We start from the raw sequence: 19,434 nt of genomic DNA, 5'->3' as shown, positions 1-19,434 counted from the left end.
GGCCTTTCCGGTGGACGCGGGACGGGACGCCGTGCCCCTCGCCGTGTCGGCGCTCGCACGGTCACGATGACCGAGGCACCGCCGGCGGCGCAGGGTCGGAGGTCCCGTCATCGGCTCCACGGGACACCGCCATGGACACGATCGCGCTCGCGAGTCCCAGGGCAACGGGCGAGCGGTCCGTGATGCAGGTCGGTGAGAGCCACACGCTGCGGTCGGTCCCGCCCTGGACCAAGCGCTCCCCGAGGGTGACGTGGAGCATCCCACCGGGCAGCAGCGTCGCGAGGCCACGGAAGTACCGGAGCGCGCCGACGTCGACGTGTCGGGTGAGTCCCAGGACGACGGCCTCGCCGCCGATGAGGGCCGCGCCGAGGTGCACGGTGGCCAGGTCGAGCGGGAAGCCGTCGTCGACGACCAGCTCGGTCCGGAGCCCACCGACGTGCGTGTGCTCCTCGGCACGCCGCCCGAGGTGGACGGCGATGTCCTGCAGCATCTGGTCGCACCGTCCTGGGACGTCCGCCGTGTCGTTCGCGTCGCCAGGCGGAACGAACCCGTCACGCATCGGGGTGATCGTCCTGGCGACCGCGATGCCGCTGCACCGGGCGAGGAGGTCAGCCCGCTCGTGGTCGGTGCACGACGCCCAGGCTGCGCGCGCTGCGGTGCGTTGCCGTCGGGACCGAGCCGGGTGCGCGCCCGGAACGGTCGCTTGGAGCGTCGTGGTCATGGGTCGGGTCCCCTCGGACGATCAGCGGAAGGGCAACGATGACCGATGCGAAGGTGCTCCGTCAGGGCCGATGGTCCTGCGACCGGGCCCGTAGGGCCGGCCGCGCAGGAACCGCGCGAGACGGGCGCGCGGCCCACCCTCAGGGGCGCCGGTGATTCCGGACGCCGTGGTCGGCGCCGTAGACGGCGGCCTGCGTCCGTCGTTCGAGTCCGAGCTTCGCCAGCAGTCCGGACACGTAGTTCTTGACGGTCTTCTCGGCGAGTCCGAGGCGGTCGCCGATCTGGCGGTTCGTCAGGCCACCGGCGATGAGTTCGAGGACCTGCCGTTCGCGCAGGGTGAGGTCGGGCACGTCGTCGCGGACGTCCTTCGTCAGTCGCTCGACCGTCGCCGGCACGCTCGCGGCCGGCAGCAGCCGCCGTCCTGCCGCGACCCGTCGGATGTCCTCGAGCAACGTCTGTCCGCGGATGTCCTTCACGACGTACCCCGCCGCACCCGCGAGGATCGCGGCCTGCATCGCGCGGTCGTCGTCGTACGCCGTCAGCATCAGACAGGCGATGTCGGGGAACGCCGAGCGGACCGACCGGCAGGCGTCGATGCCGCTGCCGTCCGGGAGGCGGACGTCGAGCACGACCACGTCGGGTAGCGTCGCAGCGACCCGACCGACGGTGTCGCGGACGGTGCCGGCCTCGCCCACGACCTCGAGGTCCGGTTCAGCGTCGATGAGGTCCGCGACGCCACGACGCACGATCTCGTGGTCGTCGACGAGGAACACGCGTGTCGTCATGGTCGGTCCGTTCCCTGGGGATCGATCGGCACCGTCCATGCGACGTGTGTGCCGCCGGAAGGGGGCCCTTCCAGGTCGTACGCACCGCCGCGGAGGCGTGCTCGGGCGGCCAGGTTGGCCGTCCCGCTGCGCCGTTCGCGGGTGCCCGGCCCGAGACCGTCGTCGTCGACCTCGACCCGGACCGTACCGTCCGAGACGCCGACGCTGATGCGACAACTCGCCTCCGCGGCGTGGCGTGCGACGTTCGCGAGCGACTCGCGGACGACCGCGACCACGTCGTGCGCCAGCTCGCCGACGAGGACGGTGTCGACGGGGCCGGAGAAGCTGATCCGCGGTGCGGTCGTCAGTGCGGGACCGAGTTCCGCGACGACGTCGAGCAAGCGGTCGCGCGTCGAGCGCGGCTGGTGGCGCTCAGGCGTCTCGAGGGCGAACACCGCGGTGCGGATCTCACCGATCGCCTCGTCGATGATCGTGATCTGGTCGTCGATGTGCTCACGCAGCTCGTCCGGGGCGCGCTGAGCGGTCGCCTGCAGCGAGAGCCCCGCGGCGAACAGCCGTTGGATGACGTGGTCGTGCAGGTCACGCGCGATGCGGCCGCGGTCCTCGGCACGTTCGAGGAGGCGACGGACCTTCCGGCCGCGTGCCACGGCGAGGGCGACGCTCGTCTGCCGCCCGAACTCGTCCGCCATCGCGACCTCGTTCACCGAGAACGGCCGCGCTCCCGGGCCGCGGGAGATGATGAGCGCTCCGAGGGCGGCGCCTCCGTCGCGCAGGGGCACGGCGAGCGTGGGGCCGAGCGGCGGTGCCCAGTCGTACCGGGGCAGTTCGGCGCCGGTCGGGTCCGCGATGACGGTCCCGGAGGCCATGGCACGGCCGCCCAACGAGCCGGCCGCGGCGTACTCGCGACCCTGCACGTCGGCCGCCCCGGTGCCGACGGCGACCGCGACGTGGATCGTGGTCGGGTCGCTGCGGGGTTCGACGACGCTGACGAGGACCGCGTCGACGAAGGCGATGACCCGGTCGGCGATCAGGGTCAGGACGTCCTCGAGCGTCTCGTCACCCACGAGGGCTGCCGAGACCTCGGCCGCGGCGGTGGTCCATCGCTCGCGTTGCCGCGCCTCGTCGAACAACCGAGCGTTGTCGATCGCCACCCCGGCCGTGGCCGCCAGCGCCTCGACGAGCTCTTCGTCCTCGGCGGTGAACCGACCGCGGGCGGGGTTCGCGAGGTAGAGGTTGCCGTAGACGGTGTCGCGGACACGGACCGGCACCCCGAGGAAGCCCCGCATCGGCGGGTGCCCGTGCGGGAAGCCGGTGGACCGGGGGTCCGCCGCGATCGAGTCGATCCGGATCGCCGTGTGCTCGCGGACGACCACCCCGAGGAGTCCGTCGCCGTGCGGTGGGTGGCCGATGCGGGCGACGTGCTCGGCGTCCATGCCGACGTGGATGAACCGTTCGAGTGCGGTGCCGTCGGGGGCGATCACCCCGAGTGCACCGTACTGTGCGCCGACGAGTTCGACTCCGGCTCGGACGACGGCACGCAGGGTGTCCTCGAGGTCGAGGTGCTCGACGATGCGGCGGTTCGCGGCGAGCAGGTCGCGCAGGCGGCCCTGGGTCCGGAGCACCGCCTGCGCGCGGTCGACGAGTTCCTCGATCGTGCTCTCGAGGGCGGATCGGGGGCCGTCGGGAAAGACGAGGTCATCGGCCATCGGCGTGCACCCCTTCCCTGCGGAGTCGCTGCCGAACCTACTCTGTTCGTGACGTGCCGCTCCCGACCGGTTCGGGTCCTGGGCGGGAGCGGCTCCGCTCCGAACGGCACCGACGGTAGCGGGCGCCGTGTGCGGGCACGTAGGGACCAAGGTCCCATCGGTCCCGGTCGCGTGGGCGCTGTCATCGACCGTCGAGTGTGGGCGTCCGCAGCGGCGCGACGCACACCGGGGTGCGCGACCGGGTGATGAGGTCGTGCGCGGTGGAACCGAAGAACAGTCCGCCGAGCGTGGAGCGGTGGTGCCGGCCGAGGACGATGAGGGACGCGTCGGCGGCGTGGCGTTCGAGCACCTCGGCGGGGTCGCCTTCCTCGAGCACCGGGCGGTGCTGCAGGCCCGGGAACCGGATGTGGAGCAGGCGCTCCGCGTCGACGAGGACGGACCGTGCGTGTTCCTCGAGCAGTCTCGGGTCCTCGAGGACGCTCAGGCCACCGACCCGGGCCGGAACCGGGGCCTTCCACGCCCGGACCAGGCTGATCCGACGATGGTCGCGGACCGCTTGGGCCCCGGCGAACCGGAGCGCGCTGTCGCCGTTCTCGTCATCGACCCCGAGGAGGACGTCGCCGTTCGTCGGCCGCCAGTCCTCGGGCACGACCACGGTCGGTCCGGTGGCGATGGTGGGCACCCGTTCCGGCATCCAGCCGTCGAGCGCGGTGCGCACACGGTGCTGGCGCCGGGAGCCGACGACGAGCAGGTCGGCTGTCGCAGCGGTCTCGACGAGCATGCGGTCGGGTGCACCGAACAGCGTCGCCGTCGTGACGTCGATCCGGGGGTGCGCCGCGGTGACCCGATCCGCGGCTCGGCGGAGCCGGTCGTCGAGCCCCGTCACGTCGCCGCCGTACCCGTTCGAGACCGTGACGATCTCGACGGTGCTGCCCGGGATCACCCGGCGCACCGCGACCCAGTCGACCGCGCGGTCGCTGGCGTCGTGGTCGTCGACGCCGACGACGATGCGCTCGGTCGTGACCACGTTCCCGTCGTGCATCAGCCGACCTCGGCGTGTGCGGGTTCAGCCACCCGGTCCGAGTCCTCCGCGCGGCGCCGCGGTTGCGGGACGACGCACACCGGGGCGTGCCCGTGGTGCATGAGGTGCTCGCCGACGGAGCCGGCCAGGAATCCACCCATGGCGGTCCGGTGCCGACGGCCGACGACGACGAGGGACGCTCCCCGCGACGATTGCAGCATGACCTCGCGCGGCTGCCCCTCGACCGAGGACCCGTCCACCCGCAAGCCGGGATGGGCGTTCCCGACGGCTCGGATCGCAGCGCGGAGCTCGATGTCGGCCTCGTTCGACCAGAGCGCACGGTCCTCCTCGAGGTAGATGTTCGCGTAGGGGGCCATCGCGATCGGCACCGCCCAGGCCCGGACGAGGTCGAGTTCCCGCCCGCGACGCTGCGCGGCGTCCGCGGCCCAGGCGAGCGCCGATGCCGCCGATCGCCCGTCCACACCGACGACGACGGGGCCGTCGGCACGCTCCCACTGCTCGGGGACCACGATCACGGGGGTCGTCGCGTGCGCGACCACCCGCTCCGCGACACGACCCGTGATCGCGGCCGCGATCGTGTGCGCCTGTCGTGCACCGATCACCAGCACGTCCCCGAGGACCGCGTCCGCGACCAGGCGATCGGCCGTCGGACCGCCGGTGACGTCGTGGGTGACCGCCAGTCCGGGATGCGTGGTGCGCAGTCGCTCCGCGGCTGCCGCCAGACGGTTCTCCGACCGCGTCAGGGCCTCGCCGTAGAACTCGCTGACGGTGAGCAGTCGCACGCTGTCGGTCGCCGGGTCGACGGTGTCCCCGGTCCAGTCGACGGTCTTCCAACCGGCGACCGTGTTGTCGATGGCGACGGTGTAGGCGGTCATGATCGCTCCCTCTCGCGGCGGCGCACCGTGCGTCGCCTGCGGCTCGCGCCGCATCGGATGACCGGACGCTACGGCGCTCCGCCGCCTCGCCGGCAGGGCCCTAGGTCCCGCACCCGGCCGGATCCGGAGAGCGCCGACGCACGCAGGACCAAGGCCACTGTGCCGGTCGTGCGCTTCGTCGCAAGGTGCCTGCGGCGGCACACTGCGGCTTCCGGAGAGGCGGTCGACCATGACCACGAGGATCGTGCTGGGTTGGGACGGCTCGGCTGGCTCGCGCGCCGCGTTGCGTTGGGCGGCGACCCGGGTGGGCGGGACCGTCGAGCGGCTCGTCGTCGTGCACGCGGTCCCGGACGACCGCTCAGCGCCGGCACTCAGCGATGCCGACGGCAGCGTCCGTACCGGTGTCACGAACAGCGCACACGCTCCCGGCGTCGACGTCGCCGTCGAGGTGCACCGCGGAGGTCCGGTCGCCGTGCTGCTCGGTGCCGTCGACGCGGGCTGTCTCCTGGTCGTCGGGCACGACGTGGTCCCGGCTGCCGCCGGCGCGCGTCCGTCCGTCGCCGCGCAGCTGGTGGATGCCGCGCCCTGCACCGTCGTCGCCGTCCCGGCGGACGCCCCGGCCGGACACGGGGTCGTCGTCGGCGTGGCACCCGGGTCCGACGCACAGGCGGCACTGCGCTTCGCCGGCCAGGAGGCACGACGCACCGGGTCGACGCTGCGCACGGTCACCGTGTGGTCACCTCCAGGGCATCCGGCCGACGTCGATCGAGCACGCCACCGCCGACTCCAGGAACTCGAGGAGCACGTCGAGGACGCGCTGCTCGGCCTGGTGGACCTCGACGTGCACCGCGAGCTCGTCGAGGGGCCGGTGGCCCGTCGACTCGTCGAGGCGGCGGACGGTGCCGGCCTGCTGGTCCTGGGGGCCGGCGCGCACCGCGGGCGGACCGGGCCCGTCGTCGACCAGGTGATCCGCGCCTCCCGGACCGCCGTCGCGGTCGTCCGCTGACCGGGCCGGTGCGCGTCACCCGTCCCAGCGCCACCCGGCGACGGCGGGGAGGTCCTCACCGTGGCTCCTCGTCCAGGCGCGCGCCTCGAGCCGGGCGTCCTGCATCCGCTGGCGGAGTCCGGCGTGGCGGACCGCGAGCCCCGGGACGCGGTCCAGGACGTCGAGGACGAGGTGGAAGCGATCCAGGTCGTTGAGCATGAGCATGTCGAAGGGGGTCGTCGTCGTGCCCTGCTCGGTGTAGCCGCGGACGTGCATGTCGGCGTTCGCCGCGCGGCGGTAGGTGAGCCGGTGGATGAGCCACGGGTAGCCGTGGAACGCGAACACGACCGGACGGTCCCGGGTGAACAGGGCGTCGAACGCTTGGTCCGGCATGCCGTGCGGGTGCTGCTCGGGCGAGGTGAGTCGCATGAGGTCGACGACGTTCACCACCCGTACCCGCAGCGCCGACACCTCGCGCCGCAGGATGGACGCCGCGGCGAGGACCTCGAGCGTGGGGACGTCGCCGGCACACGCCAGGACCACGTCCGGCTCCTCGCCCGCGACCTCGGTGCCGGCCCACGGCAGGATCCCCAGGCCCCGGGTGCAGTGCGCGACCGCTTCGTCCGGAGTCAGCAGGTCGGGTGTCGGTTGCTTCCCCGCCACGACGACGTTGACCTGGTCGACGGATCGCAGGCAGTGGTCGAACGTCGAGAGCAGCGTGTTGGTGTCGAACGGCAGGTAGACCCGGACGACCTCCGGACGCTTGTTCATGACGTGGTCGATGAACCCCGGATCCTGGTGCGAGAGCCCGTTGTGGTCCTGGCGCCAGACGTGCGACGACAGCAGGTAGTTGAGCGACGCGACGGGGCGTCGCCACGGGATCCGTCGGCTCTCGGCGAGCCACTTCGCGTGCTGGTTGAGCATGGAGTCGACGACGTGCGCGAACGCCTCGTACGTGGCGAACACCCCGTGGCGCCCGGTCAGCAGGTAGCCCTCCAGCCAGCCCTGGCACTGGTGCTCGCTGAGCATCTCCATGACCCGGCCGTGCGGGGCGAGGTGCTCGTCCGTCGGACGCACCTCGGCGTCCCACTGCTTGTCGGTCACATCGTACAGGGCGTCCAGCCGGTTCGACGCGGTTTCGTCGGGCCCGAACACCCGGAACGTCGACGGGTTCGTGCGGACGACGTCGGCGAACCAGCGCCCGAGCACGCGGGTGGGCTCGGTCGAGGTGGCACCGGGGGTCTCCACCGGGATCGCATGGTCACGGAAGTCCTGCATCCGCAGGTCCGTGCGGACGAGACCACCGTTCGCGACGGGGTTCGCGCTCATCCGGAGATCGCCGTCGGGTGCGAGCGCCCGGATGTCACGCGCGGGGGAGCCGTCGGCCTCGAACAGCTCCTCGGGACGGTACGAGCGCATCCACTCCTCGAGGACGGCGAGGTGCTCGGGCGAGTGCCGGGGATCCGACAGCGGGACCTGGTGTGACCGCCAACTGTCCTCGGCCGGCTCGCCGTCGACGACCGGGGGACAGGTCCAGCCCTTCGGTGTGCGCAGGATGATCATCGGCCAGCGCGGGCGCCCCTGCAGGGTCCCGGTTCGCGCGGCCTCACGGATCCGCGCGATCTCGTCGAGCACGACGTCCAGGGTCTCGGCCATCCGGCGGTGCACCGCGTGCGGGTCCTCACCGTCGAACCCGCCGGAGACGGTGAACGGCTGGTGTCCGTACCCGCGCATCAGGGAGACGAGTTCGTCCTCGGGGATCCGGGCGAGGACCGTCGGGTTCGCGATCTTGTAGCCGTTCAGGTGGAGGATCGGCAGCACCACCCCGTCGCACAGCGGGTCGACGAACTTGTTCGAGTGCCAGCTCGTCGCGAGCGGGCCGGTCTCGGCCTCGCCGTCACCGACGACCGCCGCCACCAGGAGGGTCGGGTCGTCGAACGCCGCGCCGTAGGCGTGCGACAGGGAGTACCCGAGTTCGCCGCCCTCGTGCATCGATCCCGGGGTCTGTGGTGCCGCGTGGCTCGGGATGCCGCCGGGGAACGAGAACTGCCGGAAGAGCCGCCGCATGCCGTCCTCGTCGGCGGACACCGCTGGGTAGAGCTCGCTGTACGTGCCGTCGAGCCAGGCGTTCGCGACCACCGCCGGTCCGCCGTGTCCCGGGCCGCAGACGAACAGCGTGCGGACGGCCCGTTCCCGGATGACCCGGTTCAGGTGCGCGTGGACGAAGTTCAGGCCAGGTGTCGTGCCCCAGTGCCCGAGCAGCCGCGGCTTCACGTCGTCGGGGGTCAGCGGGCGCCGGAGCAGCGGGTCGTCGAGCAGGTAGATCTGCCCGACGGCGAGGTAGTTCGCGGCACGCCACCACCGGTGGACCTGTTCGATCGTCGTGTCGTCCATGCAGGCGCTCCTCGTCCTCGCCGGGCGGCGTGCCCGCACCGGTCGACGCGACCGTGGCACGGCGAGCGCCGACCGGACAGGGCCTTCCGTCCTGCTGGTCACCGGGGGACCAAAGCCCTGCGGTCCCGAGTGCGATCGCGCGCACGGTCGTCACATCGTGCGACGAGAGGACCGACCGTGCCCGACCCGATTCGCTGGACCGTTGCCGTCGATGAGTCCGAGGCCGCGTGGAACATGCTCGACTGGGTCGACGGGAACGTCGGCGACGGCGATGCCGTCCGGCTCCTCACGGTGCACGAACTGTTCGGCGAGTCACCGGAGCGATCGACCGGCCGGCTGGCGATCGCCGAGCGCCGCCTCCGGAGCCGGCACCCGGGCCTGCGCGTCGAGCGCCACGTCGTGAGCGGGCCGACCCTCGCCCGGCTGCTGGTCGACGCGACGGTGTCCGACGTCCTGGTGCTCGGCGGGCGACGGACCGACCGGCTGTGGGCGGCGATCACGGGTCGGATGGCGGAACGTGTGGTCGCGCACGCGACCACACCCGTCGTGGTCGTCCCGGAACGGCCGTCGTCCTCGGCGGACCGTGACGCCGTCGTCGTGGGCGTCGACAGCCGGACCGCCGCGGGCGCGCTGGCGTTCGCCGCCGGCAGGGCCGAGGGGCGTCGAGACGGACTCGTCCTCGTCCGCGCGTGGGAGCCGCCGACGAGTGTCTCGCCGTTCGGTCGCGTCTACCTCGCGCGTGACCGGCCGCTGTGGGAGCACGAGGGACAGCTCGAGCTCGATGCCGCGATCCGTGCGGTGAGCCGTTCGCGCCCGGATCTGCGGATGCGTGGCGAACTGCGGCAGGGCACGGCATCCGACGTGCTGCTGCGCGCTGCCACCACGGCCTCGCTCGTCGTGGTCGGTCGACGGCACCGTTCAGCACTGGGAGCCTTCCTCGCCGGGTCCGTCGGCGAGGCACTGCTGCACCGGGCGTCGGTCCCGGTCTGCGTGGTACCGCCGGACGGTGACACGCCGCGAGCGTGAACCCGGCGGCGGTACGGGCCCCGATGGCGGCAGGGTCGAGGTCCGCTTCCGCCGCTGCTTCAGACGGTCTGGGCCGCGGGACCGAGCGTGTCGGATCCCGAGCCGCTCTCGGGCAGGTCCTTGAGTTCGACCAGGATCGTGTGCGTCGGTGTCGTCCCGCTGTTCCGCCCGGAGTGGCGTTGGGCTCCGAGCCACACGGCCGTGCCGGCGGGGAGCGTCACGTCACGACTGCGGTCGTCGATGGTGAGACGGCGGTCGAAGGCCGTCAACGTCACCATCACGCTGTCCGGGTGGTGGTGCACCTGCGTCTCGTCGCCCGGCGCGTCGGTGTAGTCGAGCACACGCACGTGCTGGTTCTCCCACAGCAGCCGGTAGTGCTGAGGGTCCGTCTCCAGGGGATCGTCCGTGTCCATGGTCGCGCTCGCTTCCGTCCGTGTGTGTCCGCCCGTGGGCGGCTTCCGACCATGGTGCGCTGTTCTCGCCAGGACGGCACGCCTGCTCCACGTCGCTCCGGCTCCCGGCTCCCGGCTGATCAACCCTGCGTACGAGGCGTACGGTCTGCCGCATGAGCTCGCACACCACCAGCACCGCTTCGGTCACCGCCAAGACGCTGCTCCGCATCGCCCTCGGAGCCGTCCTCGTCTCGCACGGCTCCCAGAAGCTCTTCGGCGCCTTCGGCGGCGGGGGCATCGAGGGCACCGCGCAGGGCATGCACGCGATGGGGTTCCGCCCCGCCAAACGGAACGCCGTCCTGGCCGGGATCGGGGAGGCCGGCTCCGGCGCCGCACTGGCACTCGGACTCGCCACCCCGATCGCCGGCGCGGGAGCTGCGACGACGATGGGCGTCGCGTCGAGCGTGCACACCCCGAACGGCTTCTTCAACGCCGACGGCGGGTTCGAGTTCCCGGCGTTCCTCGGCTTCTCGGCGGCGATGTTCGCGCTCGGCGGCCCCGGTCCGGTGTCGCTGGACCACGCCACGCGGCACGTGTTCGACCGCCCGTGGTTGCGGGCGGTCGCCCTCGCCGCGATCCCGGTCGCGATCGCGGTCCAGGTCGCGCAGCGTCGGAAGGCGCTCGCGTCCGACGCTGCGGCCGCCGACGACGCGGACGGTGGCGTCACGCCGGCGTGATGCCGCCCAACCGTGCCTCTTCCGCGTCGTAGCCGGCGCGGACCTGCCGGAGCACCAGGTCGTCGATCTCGTCCGAGTCGCGGAGCCGCAGCAGGGTCGCGGCCTTGTGCTGCACCAGGGCGAGTTCGAGCGCGACGGCGGAGTCGTGCCGCTGCAGTGCCGGGTGCTCGTCGTCGTCCTCTTCGCGTGCCTGGATGACGTCGAGGTGCGCCTCGTAGTCCTTGCGGACGCGTTCGACGGTCGCCCGGTCGGCGCCCGTGGACCGTGCGAGCCGGGGGAGTGCGTCGAGCGCCTCCTCGATCGCGGTCCGCTCCGCGAAGCGGCGCTCCTCGCCGACCGACTCGTCCTCGGGCAGCGCTGCCCGCCGCAGGACCGCCGGCAGCACGAGGGCCTGCCCGACGATCGTGACGACGACGACGCCCGCCGTCACGAAGACGATGAGGTCGCGGTCCGGGAAGTCCGCGCCGGACTCGAGCATGCGCGGCACGGCGACGGCCATCGCGAGCGACACCGCACCGCGGAAGCCCGCGAAGCCGCTGACGAGCCGGTCGCGGTGCCCTTCGCGCGGTGCGCCGCCGGTGCGTCGCGTGACGAGCCAGACGGTGCCGCCTGCGGCGTTGAGGAAGGCGAACCGCACGACGACGAGCACCACCGCGACGGCGAGCACGATCCCGGCGGCGCGGAGCAGCTCGGGTGGAGTGAGGGCCCGGGCCGCGACCATCGCCTCGATGCCGACCAGGACGAACAACGCGCCGTTGAGCAGGAACGTCAGGAACGACCAGAACGCCCGGACCTGCTGCCGGGTCTCGGCCCGGTCGAGTTTCGGGCCGACCTGGCTGACGACGATGCCGGCCGCCACGACGGCGAGTACGCCGGACGCGCCGATGGCCTCGGCCGCGAGGAACGCGCCGAAGGGCACGAGCAACGTGACGAGGTTCTCGAGCACCACGGTGTCGACCCGGCGCAGCACAAGCGTCCCGACCCACGCGGCGGCGAGGCCAGCGGCGACCCCGCCAACGTAGGACAGGACGAGCATCCCCGACACGCCCCAGAAGGTGAGCTCCTGCGTCCCCACCGTGACGGCGACCGCGATGCCGTAGACGACGAGGGTCGTACCGTCGTTCACCAGGCTCTCGGCCCGCAGGACGGTGACGTTGCGGCGGGGCAGCATCTTCGTGAGCACGCCGACCGCGGTCGCGTCGGTCGGGGCGACCGCCGCGCCGAGCACCCATGCTGGTCCCCAGGGCAGGCCGAGCAGGTGGAGGAGCACCGCGACCGCTCCGGCGGTGACCACCACGAGCAGCGTGCCCATCAGGACGATGCCGCGCAGGTTCTTCCGGATCTCGCGCAGCGACGTGGTCAGGCTCTCCCAGTACAGGAGTGCCGGCAGGAACAGCAGCAGGACGGCGTCGGCTGGCAGCTCGACGTCGGCGAACTGCGGCACGAACGCCAACGCGGCGCCGAACACGAGCAGCAACACCGGCGGGGCCACCCGGATCCGGTCCGCGATCCCCGCCGTCAGCGCGATGGCCAGGCCGAGGACGACCACCAGTTCAGGACCCAGCACGTGCACTCCGATCGTCGTCCGACTCGCAAGTCAACGCCGATCCCCGGTGGATCCTTCCAGGCGCGTGATCAGACGGGGTGCGGGCGCCGGGACAGCCGGCGCCACCACGCCCGCCACGGCAGGGAGCTCGCGAGCGCCGAGCCGATCACCACGCTGCCGAACCACCCGACGACGACACCCGGGATCGGCACGAGCAGGCTCGCCCAGAGCAGCACCGCGAGCACGCCCAGCACGTACGCCGCCCCGGCCTTCAGGTAGCGCAACCGCTTCAGCCCGGCGGCCTCGTCCAACCGTGAGGTCAGGCGCGCCAGGAACACCGCGCCGACGCCGATCGCCGCCACCGCGACCGCGGCCTGTTCGAGCGCTCCGAGCCCGTCGGCGCCGAGCGTGCCCGAGCCCGACAGGCTGTACACCCCGTCCAGGATCTCGAACAGCATGAACACGACGAGCCCCCGCTCGAACACGACCGTCGACGCGTAGGCGTGGATCCGCCAGACGCCCCGCCCGACCCCGATCGACGCGGTGTCCGACCCGACCCCGTCGAGCGCCCAGGCGGCGACGCGCTTCGACCCGAGGTACGCGGCGACGCCCGCCGCACCACCGAGCACGACCGGCAGCACGGCCCCCGGCGACCACGCGCGGTCGACGCCGACGAGCGCAGCCGTCACGGCGACCCCCGTCGCAGCGGTGACCAGCGACCAGACGCGAGGCCGCGCGACGGCGGCGAGCCGGGCCTCCAGGCGGCCGAGCCAGGACCTGCGCGACGCACGGTCCGTGTTGAACAGGTACTCGGCGAACACGAGCCAAATGAAGGCGGCGCCGAAGGCGGCGAGGCCGGGGCGGACCTCGGCGAGGTGCGCCGAGAACGACCCGGGGGCGAAGACGGCCTCCTGCACGGAGCTCGCCGGGTCGGTCGCGTCCCCGACGGCGACCGCCGCCGGCGGGAGGAGCAGGCGCATCGCGAGGACGCCCGCGACGATGCCGAGCGACAGGAACAGTCGGCGGGCGGGGGAGTGCAGTCGTCCGGCGATGCCGGCCATCGGCACCGACGAGTCGGCGGCCATCGCGATCTCGAGGAGCGCGAGCGCGACGAACGCGAGGGCGGCGGCGGGGCCGAGGACGAACCAGGCCGCGGCGGCGGCCGCGACCGTGGTGAGCAGGGGGACGGTCAAGAGCGATCTCGTGGCCATCACCCCATCCAGCACCGGTCGCCTGGGTGGGTGGTGGAGCGCTCCTGCGCATCAGCCTGGAGGCACGGGTCGATCCGCGCAGAACGGGTGACGGCCCGTCCCCACTTGCGGGGACGGGCCGTCAGGTCACGCGGGTGGGCGGTCGCCTCAGTCGTGGAACGTCTCGATGGACGCGCCGAGCGAGTTCAGGCGCTCCTGCAGCTGCTCGTAGCCGCGGGCGATGATGCCCACGTTGCGCAGGACGCTCTCGCCCTTCGCCGCGAGCATCGCCAGCAGGATGACCACCGCGGGGCGGAGGGCCGGCGGGCAGCTGATCTCGGCGCCGGAGAAGTGCGTCGGACCGGTGACGTCGAGGCGGTGCGGGTCGCGGAGGGTGACGCTCGCGCCGAGGCGGGTCAGGTCGAGCAGGTGGATCGCCCGGCCCTCGTACACCCAGTCGTGCACGAGCGTGGTGCCCTCGGCCATGGCCGCGATGACGACGAAGAACGGCAGGTTGTCGATGTTCAGACCGGGGAACGGCATCGCGTGGATCTTGTCGATCGGTGCGTGCAGCTCGGACGGGTACACCGTGATGTCGACGAGGCGGGTGCGGCCGTTGGCGGCGGCGTACTCCTCGGTGACGTCGAAGCGCAGGCCCATCTCGGCCAGGGTCGCGAGTTCGATCTCGAGGAACTCGATCGGCGCACGCGTGACGGTCAGCGTCGAGTCGGTGACGATGCCCGCGGTCAGCAGGCTCATCGCCTCGACCGGGTCCTCGCTCGGCCAGTAGTCCACGACCTCGTCGATGCGGCTCTTGCCGGTGATGCGGAGCGTCGTCGTGCCGATGCCCTCGATCTGCACCCCGAGCAGCTCGAGGAAGAAGCAGAGGTCCTGCACCATGTAGTTGGGGCTGGCGTTGCGGATGACGGTCTCGCCGTCGCGGGCTGCCGCGGCGAGGATCGCGTTCTCGGTCACCGTGTCGCCGCGCTCGGTGAGGACGACCGACTTGGTGGGGACGTCCTGGTTCGCGACGCCGACCTCGTACCAGCCGGAGGTCGCCTCGACGTCGACGCCGAACGGACGCAGGGCGATGAGGTGCGGCTCGACCGTGCGGGTGCCGAGGTCGCAGCCGCCGGCGTACGGCAGCCGGAAGGACTCGTACCGGCCACTGAGCGGGCCGAGGAACATCAGGACGCTGCGGGTGCGGCGGGCGGCGTCGGCGTCGATCGCGTCGAGGCGCAGGTCGGACGGGGCGACGATCTCGAGGGTCTCGCCGTCTTCGGACCAGGTGACGCTCGCGCCGAGGCTGCGGAGCACGTCGATGATGCGGTCGACCTCGACGATCCGGGCGACCTTGTGCAGCCGGGTCACGCCGCGGTTGAGCAGCGACGCGCAGAGCAGTGCGACGGCCGCGTTCTTGCTCGAGTTCACGGCGATGGAGCCGCTGAGCTTCCGGCCGCCCTGCACGCGCAGGTGTGCACGCTGCGGGGCGCCGCCGATCGAGACGATCTGCTGGTCGAGGGCGTCGCTGATGCGCGTGAGCATCTCGAGGGACAGGTTCTGCCCACCCTGTTCGATGCGGTTGATCGCGCTCTGGCTGGTGCCGACGCGTTCGGCGAGCTGCGCCTGGGTCATGCTGCGGCCCTTGCGGGCGCCCCGGATGAGGGCGCCGACCTCGCGGAGTGGTGCTGCGGTCGCCGGAGATGCCGGCGAGACGACGGTGGTGGTGTCGGTCATGCGCGCCACGCTAACACGCTCATGAGATAAAACGGGTGCACATCGACACCTGTCGCGCACCTGGTGGTCTCGAATACGTCACAGCTGAGAATTCGGGGGACGAACACGCTCAGGGATTGGTCAGCGTTCCCCGCACGATCGAGTCGCCGGAGTGTGCCGGGTCGCCGTCGTCCGCCTCGGCCGAGACGTCCACCACCGGGAACCGCGCGGTGTCCAGGTCGGCGGGCACGGTGAAGGTGCCGCGGTCGCCGTCCAGGTACCCGACGCTCACCAGGCCGGCGAGGTCCGATCGCATCATCCAGACCTCGCGGAGCGGTCCGGTGCCGGAGCGACCGCGTTCACCGTGCAGGTCGACCACGAGCGTCACCCGGCCGTCCCGGTCGCGTTCGAGTTCAGCGGTGCCGGACGTGCCGGACCACCCGGGCAGGGGCGCGAGCTCGGTGTCCGCGAGCACGGTCTCGGTGCTGCCGCGGGGCAGCCCGGGGACGACGCCGGTCGCCACACCGATGCCCAGGACGACCGCGAGGACGCCGGCACCCGCGACGACGACCGTCACGAGGCGACGACGACGCGCGCCCGACCGGGGTCGACGGGACACGACGTGGGGCTGCGGGTCGACGGGCGCGGTCACCTGCTGCGGCGTCTGCGCGATCTCGGCAGCGATCCGGTCCCAGACGTGGTCCGGGGGCGCGATCAGCTCGAGGTCGTCGGACGCCCGCGTGACGGCGGCGACCCGCTGCAGCACGGCGACCTCGTCGCGGCACCGGGCGCAGGACGCCAGGTGTTCGGCGACGTCGTCCGCAGCCACCTGGTCGGAGACCGCGAGCATCGCCAGCGTCTCGTCGTCGACGTGCTTCATTCGATCACCTCCAGACGTGTTCGGAGCCGAGCCAGACTTCGGTGGATGTGGCTCTTCACGGTGCCCAGCGGCAGGTCGAGCCGTTCGGCGATCTCACGATGGCTGAGGTCGTCGTAGAACGCCAGCCGCATCACCCGTCTCGGTGTCTCGTCGAGTCGGTCGAGCTCACCCGCGACCAGTGCGCGCTCGGCCAGGTCGAACGCCGGCTCCGGAGCCGGGGTGGTCTCCTCGACCACGTCCGGGTCGGCGGCGCTGGCGTGCCGCCGGCGATCGTTCAGGGCGTCGGCGATGCAGTTGCGGGTGATGCCGACCAGCCAGGCGCCGAGCGGGCCCCTGGTGGGGTCGTAGCTGGTGCTCCGCTGCCAGGCCTTCACGAAGACCTGCTGCGTGACGTCCTCCGCGGCGGCCGGGTCCGCCAGGGCGCGCAGGGCCAACGAGTACACCAGCGACGACCAGCGTTCGTAGACGGCGCGCAGGGCGTGCTCGCCCCCGGCGCGGAACGCGTCCGAGAGTTCGCCGTCGTCCGGGAGGATGGTCGTCACGTCTTCCTGTCGCTGGTGCGGTCGTCGTCGACCACGACCTGATCGTAGGCGGACGTCGGTCGCCACGGTCAGATCGGTGCCGCGGTGACGACGAGGTTGCTCTCGTAGTGTCCGGTGCCCGTGTCGAACCGGCCGCCGCACGTGACCAGGACCAGTCGGCGCGGTCCGTCGCCGCGGAACACGTCGCCCCAGGGGAGTCCCTGCTTCTCGAGCATGCTGACGGAGTCGATCCGCCACCGGGTGTCGGTACCGGCAGCGTCGGTGAGGGTGACCGTCGTCCCGCGGGGGACGTCCCGGAGCCGGGCGAAGGGTCCGATGCCGTACCCGACGGCGTCGACGTGGGCGGCGAGCACCACGCTGCCCTCCGACGACGAGGGAGCTGCGCCGAACCGGTACCAGCCGGCCGTCGCGGGATCGGGCGGCAGCCCCATGGCCCCGGTGCGGTCGACGCCCTCGGGCCGGACGGGGGCGCTGATGCCGTCGTGGTCGACGACGATGCGCGTCGGAGCCGGTGCACGCCGGACCGGGGGGATGGTGGCTGCCTGCTGCGGCACCTCGGTCGAGAACGCCGTCGGGACCGGGGTGGGGGTGCTCGTCGGCAGGGCGGGCGGCTGCCCGTCGGGGGCGGATCCGGCCGACGAGCACCCGGTCAGGGATGCGACCGCCACGGCGACGGCGATGGCCGTCACCGCGGCGGACCGCACGGGGAACCGCACGTTCAGCGGCGGACCGCTGCGTGACGGCGACGGAGCACGACCGCTCCGACCACGGCAGCGGCGGCCAGGGCTGCTGCTGCACCACCGACGAGCGGCAGGGCGTCCTGACCGTTCGTGGCCACCAGACCGGCGTTGCCGGCGGGGACACCGTTCGGCGTCCCACCGAGGTCCGAGATCGTCTGCGTGGCGAGGGCGAGGTTCGAGTCGTCCAGGCTGCCCCAGGCGTACACGATGGTGTCGGCGCCGGCCGTGACCTCGACGTCCGCCGGGCCGATCACCGGATCGGTCGTGCCGGTCGCGGCGACGCTGGCCGAGACGGTGCCGGCCGGGAGTTCCAGCGCCTGCTCGTCCGGGTTCGACAGGTTCGTGACGACGGCCTCCCCGCCGGCGAGGACGTCGACCGCGGGTGCGGCCGCGACGTGCCGGACGACGAGACGCCCCTGGCCGGCGGGGACGGCGGAGGTGTCGTTGGTGAACACCGTGGCGGTCGGCGAACCGTCCGCCGCGTCGTGTGCGACGGCGGTGTAGTCACCGCCCGCGTCGAACGACACGTCGGCCGGGCCGATGATCGGCTTCGACGCGTCGGTGGCGTCCGATGCGGTGATCGCGAGCTGGTGGGCACCGGCGGGCACCATCATCGGGCCGGCGAGCGTCCCGGGGGTGAAGTCGTCGATGGCGCGCTCCCCGTCGAGGTAGACGTCCACGGTGACGTCCGGGACGGCGTGCAGGACCGAGAGCGTCGCCTCACCAGTGGCGGCGGTGGCGGCGGTCGCCGGTAGTACGACCGCGGCGGCGGCGAACAGCACACCGGCGCTCAGGCCGGTGACGAGTGTCTTGCGCATGGCGTTCTCCTTCGGGCCGGTCCGGGCCGGAGCGGACGACGTCGTCGTCGACGTCGTACCCCCACTACCTGCCGTGGGCCCCGATCGGATGCACCGGTTCCCTGCGGATCAGCCGAGACGCCGTCAGACCCCTGCTAACGCCCCGGCCCCACCCGCCGATAGACCTCCGTGCAGGCCCACGGACGGGCAGCATCCCGCCCCACGGACGGCGGCGGGACGATCGAGAACCAGGACGGGCCATGATCGTCGTCACACGACTCAACGGCAGCGCATTCGCTGTCAACCCCGACCTCGTGGAGCGCATCCACGAGACGCCGGACACGACGCTCATCATGGTCGACGGGGCGAAGTACATCGTCCGCGAGTCCATGGCCGACGTCATCGACCTGATCGCCGCGTACCGCGCCCGCATCGTCGGGATGGCGTACGGCACCGACCTGCCGACCAGGAACGTCACCGGCCCGCAGCCGACGCTCACCGCGGTCGCACCCCTCCGCACGCAGGACGGGGGTCGCTGACGTGGACATCGCGACGATCATCGGGATCCTCCTCGCCTTCGGCGCCCTGTTCGGCATGGTGGAGATGGAGCACGTGGAGCTCGCCGGACTGTTCCTGCCCGCGCCGATGCTGCTCGTGTTCGGTGCGACCATCGGGTGCGGCATCGCGAGCACGACGCTGAAGGACGCCATCGCGAGCTTCAAGGCCGTGCCGAAGGCGTTCACGGGCAAGGTCACCCCGCCGCAGTCGGTCATCGACGACGTGGTGGGCCTGGCCGAGACGGCGCGGTCGAACGGTCTGCTCGCGCTCGAGCAGGAGGCCGACAAGCACGACGACCCGTTCATGAAGAAGGCGCTGCAGAACATCGCGGACGGCACCGACGGCGACGAGCTGCGGATCCTGCTCGAGGACGAGATCGAGTCGAACGCGGCGCCGACCCGGAGCGCGAGTGCGTTCTTCATGGGCCTCGGCGGGTTCGCCCCGACGGTCGGCATCATCGGCACCGTCGTGTCCCTGACCCACGTGCTCGCGAACCTCGGCAAGCCCGACGAGCTCGGCCCGCTCATCGCGAGTGCGTTCGTCGCGACCCTGTGGGGCCTGCTGACGGCGAACTTCATGTGGCTGCCGATCGGCGGCAAGCTCCGCAAGCTCGCGCAGCTCGAGTCGGACCGGCAGACGCTCCTGATGGAGGGCCTGCTCGCCGTCCAGGCCGGCAGCCAGCCCCGGTTGCTCGGTGAACGCCTGAAGGCGATGGTGCCGCCGGCCGCACGCGCCGACACCACGAAGCGCAAGGCCGGCAAGACCGACCAGGACGTCGACGACCAGCAGCTGGCGGCCTGACG

The 19,434-nt window shown here is 72.5% G+C and carries 19 protein-coding genes; 5 read left to right on the top strand and 14 right to left on the bottom strand.

The annotated features are described in order from the left end of the window. Positions 1-61: 61 nt before the first annotated feature. The 5 genes from EDF63_RS09065 to EDF63_RS09045 form a co-directional block, all read right to left on the bottom strand. Positions 62-721 carry a hypothetical protein gene (locus EDF63_RS09065; RefSeq protein ID WP_123312710.1) on the bottom strand — a complete coding sequence of 220 codons (660 nt, stop codon included), beginning with the start codon at positions 719-721 and terminating at the stop codon, positions 62-64. Between the two features lie 139 nt (positions 722-860). Continuing rightward, positions 861-1,505 carry a response regulator transcription factor gene (locus tag EDF63_RS09060; protein WP_123312709.1) on the bottom strand — a complete coding sequence of 215 codons (645 nt, stop codon included), beginning with the start codon at positions 1,503-1,505 and terminating at the stop codon, positions 861-863. Beyond that, a complete protein-coding gene (locus EDF63_RS09055) occupies positions 1,502-3,211 on the bottom strand; it encodes a GAF domain-containing protein (RefSeq protein ID WP_123312708.1) in 1,710 nt (569 codons plus the stop codon). The genes EDF63_RS09060 and EDF63_RS09055 overlap by 4 nt, the downstream gene beginning before the upstream one ends. Positions 3,212-3,392: 181 nt before the next feature. Then, positions 3,393-4,253 (bottom strand): universal stress protein, encoded by an 861-nt coding sequence (locus EDF63_RS09050; RefSeq protein WP_123312707.1) that lies wholly within the window; start codon positions 4,251-4,253, stop codon positions 3,393-3,395. Further along, complete coding sequence (locus EDF63_RS09045; RefSeq protein ID WP_185021351.1) at positions 4,253-5,128, bottom strand: universal stress protein; 876 nt, start codon at positions 5,126-5,128, stop codon at positions 4,253-4,255. The genes EDF63_RS09050 and EDF63_RS09045 overlap by 1 nt, the downstream gene beginning before the upstream one ends. Positions 5,129-5,357: 229 nt before the next feature. Between EDF63_RS09045 and EDF63_RS09040 the strand changes: the two genes are divergently transcribed. Further along, on the top strand, positions 5,358-6,134 hold the full coding sequence (locus EDF63_RS09040; protein WP_123312705.1) for a universal stress protein: 777 nt from the start codon (positions 5,358-5,360) through the stop codon (positions 6,132-6,134). A gap of 15 nt (positions 6,135-6,149) precedes the next feature. On the opposite strand, the gene EDF63_RS09035 is transcribed toward EDF63_RS09040, so the two are convergent. Beyond that, positions 6,150-8,546 carry a phosphoketolase gene (locus tag EDF63_RS09035; RefSeq protein ID WP_260233071.1) on the bottom strand — a complete coding sequence of 799 codons (2,397 nt, stop codon included), beginning with the start codon at positions 8,544-8,546 and terminating at the stop codon, positions 6,150-6,152. Positions 8,547-8,684: 138 nt separating this feature from the next. Here EDF63_RS09035 and EDF63_RS09030 point away from each other — a divergent pair, with 138 nt between their 5' ends. Further along, positions 8,685-9,533 carry a universal stress protein gene (locus EDF63_RS09030; protein WP_123312703.1) on the top strand — a complete coding sequence of 283 codons (849 nt, stop codon included), beginning with the start codon at positions 8,685-8,687 and terminating at the stop codon, positions 9,531-9,533. A 59-nt stretch (positions 9,534-9,592) separates the two neighbouring features. On the opposite strand, the gene EDF63_RS09025 is transcribed toward EDF63_RS09030, so the two are convergent. Further along, complete coding sequence (locus EDF63_RS09025; RefSeq protein WP_123312702.1) at positions 9,593-9,946, bottom strand: cupin domain-containing protein; 354 nt, start codon at positions 9,944-9,946, stop codon at positions 9,593-9,595. A gap of 152 nt (positions 9,947-10,098) precedes the next feature. Here EDF63_RS09025 and EDF63_RS09020 point away from each other — a divergent pair, with 152 nt between their 5' ends. Then, positions 10,099-10,662: a DoxX family protein gene (locus EDF63_RS09020; protein WP_123312701.1), complete on the top strand. Its 564-nt coding sequence runs from the start codon at positions 10,099-10,101 to the stop codon at positions 10,660-10,662. Here EDF63_RS09020 and EDF63_RS09015 read toward each other — a convergent pair. From EDF63_RS09015 to EDF63_RS08985, 7 genes are all read right to left on the bottom strand, one after another. Further along, positions 10,649-12,229 (bottom strand): Na+/H+ antiporter, encoded by a 1,581-nt coding sequence (locus EDF63_RS09015; RefSeq protein WP_123313120.1) that lies wholly within the window; start codon positions 12,227-12,229, stop codon positions 10,649-10,651. The genes EDF63_RS09020 and EDF63_RS09015 overlap by 14 nt on opposite strands. Before the next feature lie 68 nt (positions 12,230-12,297). After that, positions 12,298-13,419, bottom strand: a complete 1,122-nt coding sequence (locus EDF63_RS09010) for a DUF475 domain-containing protein (RefSeq protein ID WP_123312700.1) — start codon at positions 13,417-13,419, stop codon at positions 12,298-12,300. 147 nt (positions 13,420-13,566) lie between these two features. After that, positions 13,567-15,135: a UDP-N-acetylglucosamine 1-carboxyvinyltransferase gene (locus EDF63_RS09005; protein ID WP_185021349.1), complete on the bottom strand. Its 1,569-nt coding sequence runs from the start codon at positions 15,133-15,135 to the stop codon at positions 13,567-13,569. Between the two features lie 109 nt (positions 15,136-15,244). Next, positions 15,245-15,994 carry an anti-sigma factor domain-containing protein gene (locus EDF63_RS09000; RefSeq protein ID WP_123312699.1) on the bottom strand — a complete coding sequence of 250 codons (750 nt, stop codon included), beginning with the start codon at positions 15,992-15,994 and terminating at the stop codon, positions 15,245-15,247. Then, positions 15,991-16,536, bottom strand: a complete 546-nt coding sequence (locus tag EDF63_RS08995; RefSeq protein ID WP_123312698.1) for an RNA polymerase sigma factor — start codon at positions 16,534-16,536, stop codon at positions 15,991-15,993. The genes EDF63_RS09000 and EDF63_RS08995 overlap by 4 nt, the downstream gene beginning before the upstream one ends. 68 nt (positions 16,537-16,604) lie before the next feature. After that, positions 16,605-17,225, bottom strand: a complete 621-nt coding sequence (locus EDF63_RS08990) for a class F sortase (protein WP_185021348.1) — start codon at positions 17,223-17,225, stop codon at positions 16,605-16,607. Between the two features lie 29 nt (positions 17,226-17,254). After that, a complete protein-coding gene (locus EDF63_RS08985; RefSeq protein ID WP_123312696.1) occupies positions 17,255-18,094 on the bottom strand; it encodes a DUF4397 domain-containing protein in 840 nt (279 codons plus the stop codon). A gap of 239 nt (positions 18,095-18,333) precedes the next feature. On the opposite strand from EDF63_RS08985, the gene EDF63_RS08980 reads away from it, so the two are divergent. After that, on the top strand, positions 18,334-18,612 hold the full coding sequence (locus EDF63_RS08980) for a flagellar FlbD family protein (protein ID WP_123312695.1): 279 nt from the start codon (positions 18,334-18,336) through the stop codon (positions 18,610-18,612). A gap of 1 nt (position 18,613) precedes the next feature. Then, complete coding sequence (locus tag EDF63_RS08975) at positions 18,614-19,432, top strand: motility protein A (protein WP_123312694.1); 819 nt, start codon at positions 18,614-18,616, stop codon at positions 19,430-19,432. The last annotated feature ends 2 nt before the right edge of the window (positions 19,433-19,434 follow it).

Origin of the sequence: Curtobacterium sp. JUb34 (genome assembly GCF_003755065.1) — a bacterium.
GTDB lineage: Bacteria > Actinomycetota > Actinomycetes > Actinomycetales > Microbacteriaceae > Curtobacterium.
This window is presented reverse-complemented; position numbering and strand designations above follow the sequence as displayed.

Coding starts and splice junctions, on each gene's coding strand:
- EDF63_RS08985 (WP_123312696.1), bottom strand. CDS start 18,094: ATGCGCAAGACACTCGTCACCGGCCTGAGCGCCGGTGTGCTGTTCGCC.
- EDF63_RS09010 (WP_123312700.1), bottom strand. CDS start 13,419: ATGGCCACGAGATCGCTCTTGACCGTCCCCCTGCTCACCACGGTCGCG.
- EDF63_RS09025 (WP_123312702.1), bottom strand. CDS start 9,946: ATGGACACGGACGATCCCCTGGAGACGGACCCTCAGCACTACCGGCTG.
- EDF63_RS09000 (WP_123312699.1), bottom strand. CDS start 15,994: ATGAAGCACGTCGACGACGAGACGCTGGCGATGCTCGCGGTCTCCGAC.
- EDF63_RS09065 (WP_123312710.1), bottom strand. CDS start 721: ATGACCACGACGCTCCAAGCGACCGTTCCGGGCGCGCACCCGGCTCGG.
- EDF63_RS09050 (WP_123312707.1), bottom strand. CDS start 4,253: ATGCACGACGGGAACGTGGTCACGACCGAGCGCATCGTCGTCGGCGTC.
- EDF63_RS09060 (WP_123312709.1), bottom strand. CDS start 1,505: ATGACGACACGCGTGTTCCTCGTCGACGACCACGAGATCGTGCGTCGT.
- EDF63_RS09020 (WP_123312701.1), top strand. CDS start 10,099: ATGAGCTCGCACACCACCAGCACCGCTTCGGTCACCGCCAAGACGCTG.
- EDF63_RS09045 (WP_185021351.1), bottom strand. CDS start 5,128: ATGACCGCCTACACCGTCGCCATCGACAACACGGTCGCCGGTTGGAAG.
- EDF63_RS09005 (WP_185021349.1), bottom strand. CDS start 15,135: ATGACCGACACCACCACCGTCGTCTCGCCGGCATCTCCGGCGACCGCA.
- EDF63_RS09055 (WP_123312708.1), bottom strand. CDS start 3,211: ATGGCCGATGACCTCGTCTTTCCCGACGGCCCCCGATCCGCCCTCGAG.
- EDF63_RS09040 (WP_123312705.1), top strand. CDS start 5,358: ATGACCACGAGGATCGTGCTGGGTTGGGACGGCTCGGCTGGCTCGCGC.
- EDF63_RS08980 (WP_123312695.1), top strand. CDS start 18,334: ATGATCGTCGTCACACGACTCAACGGCAGCGCATTCGCTGTCAACCCC.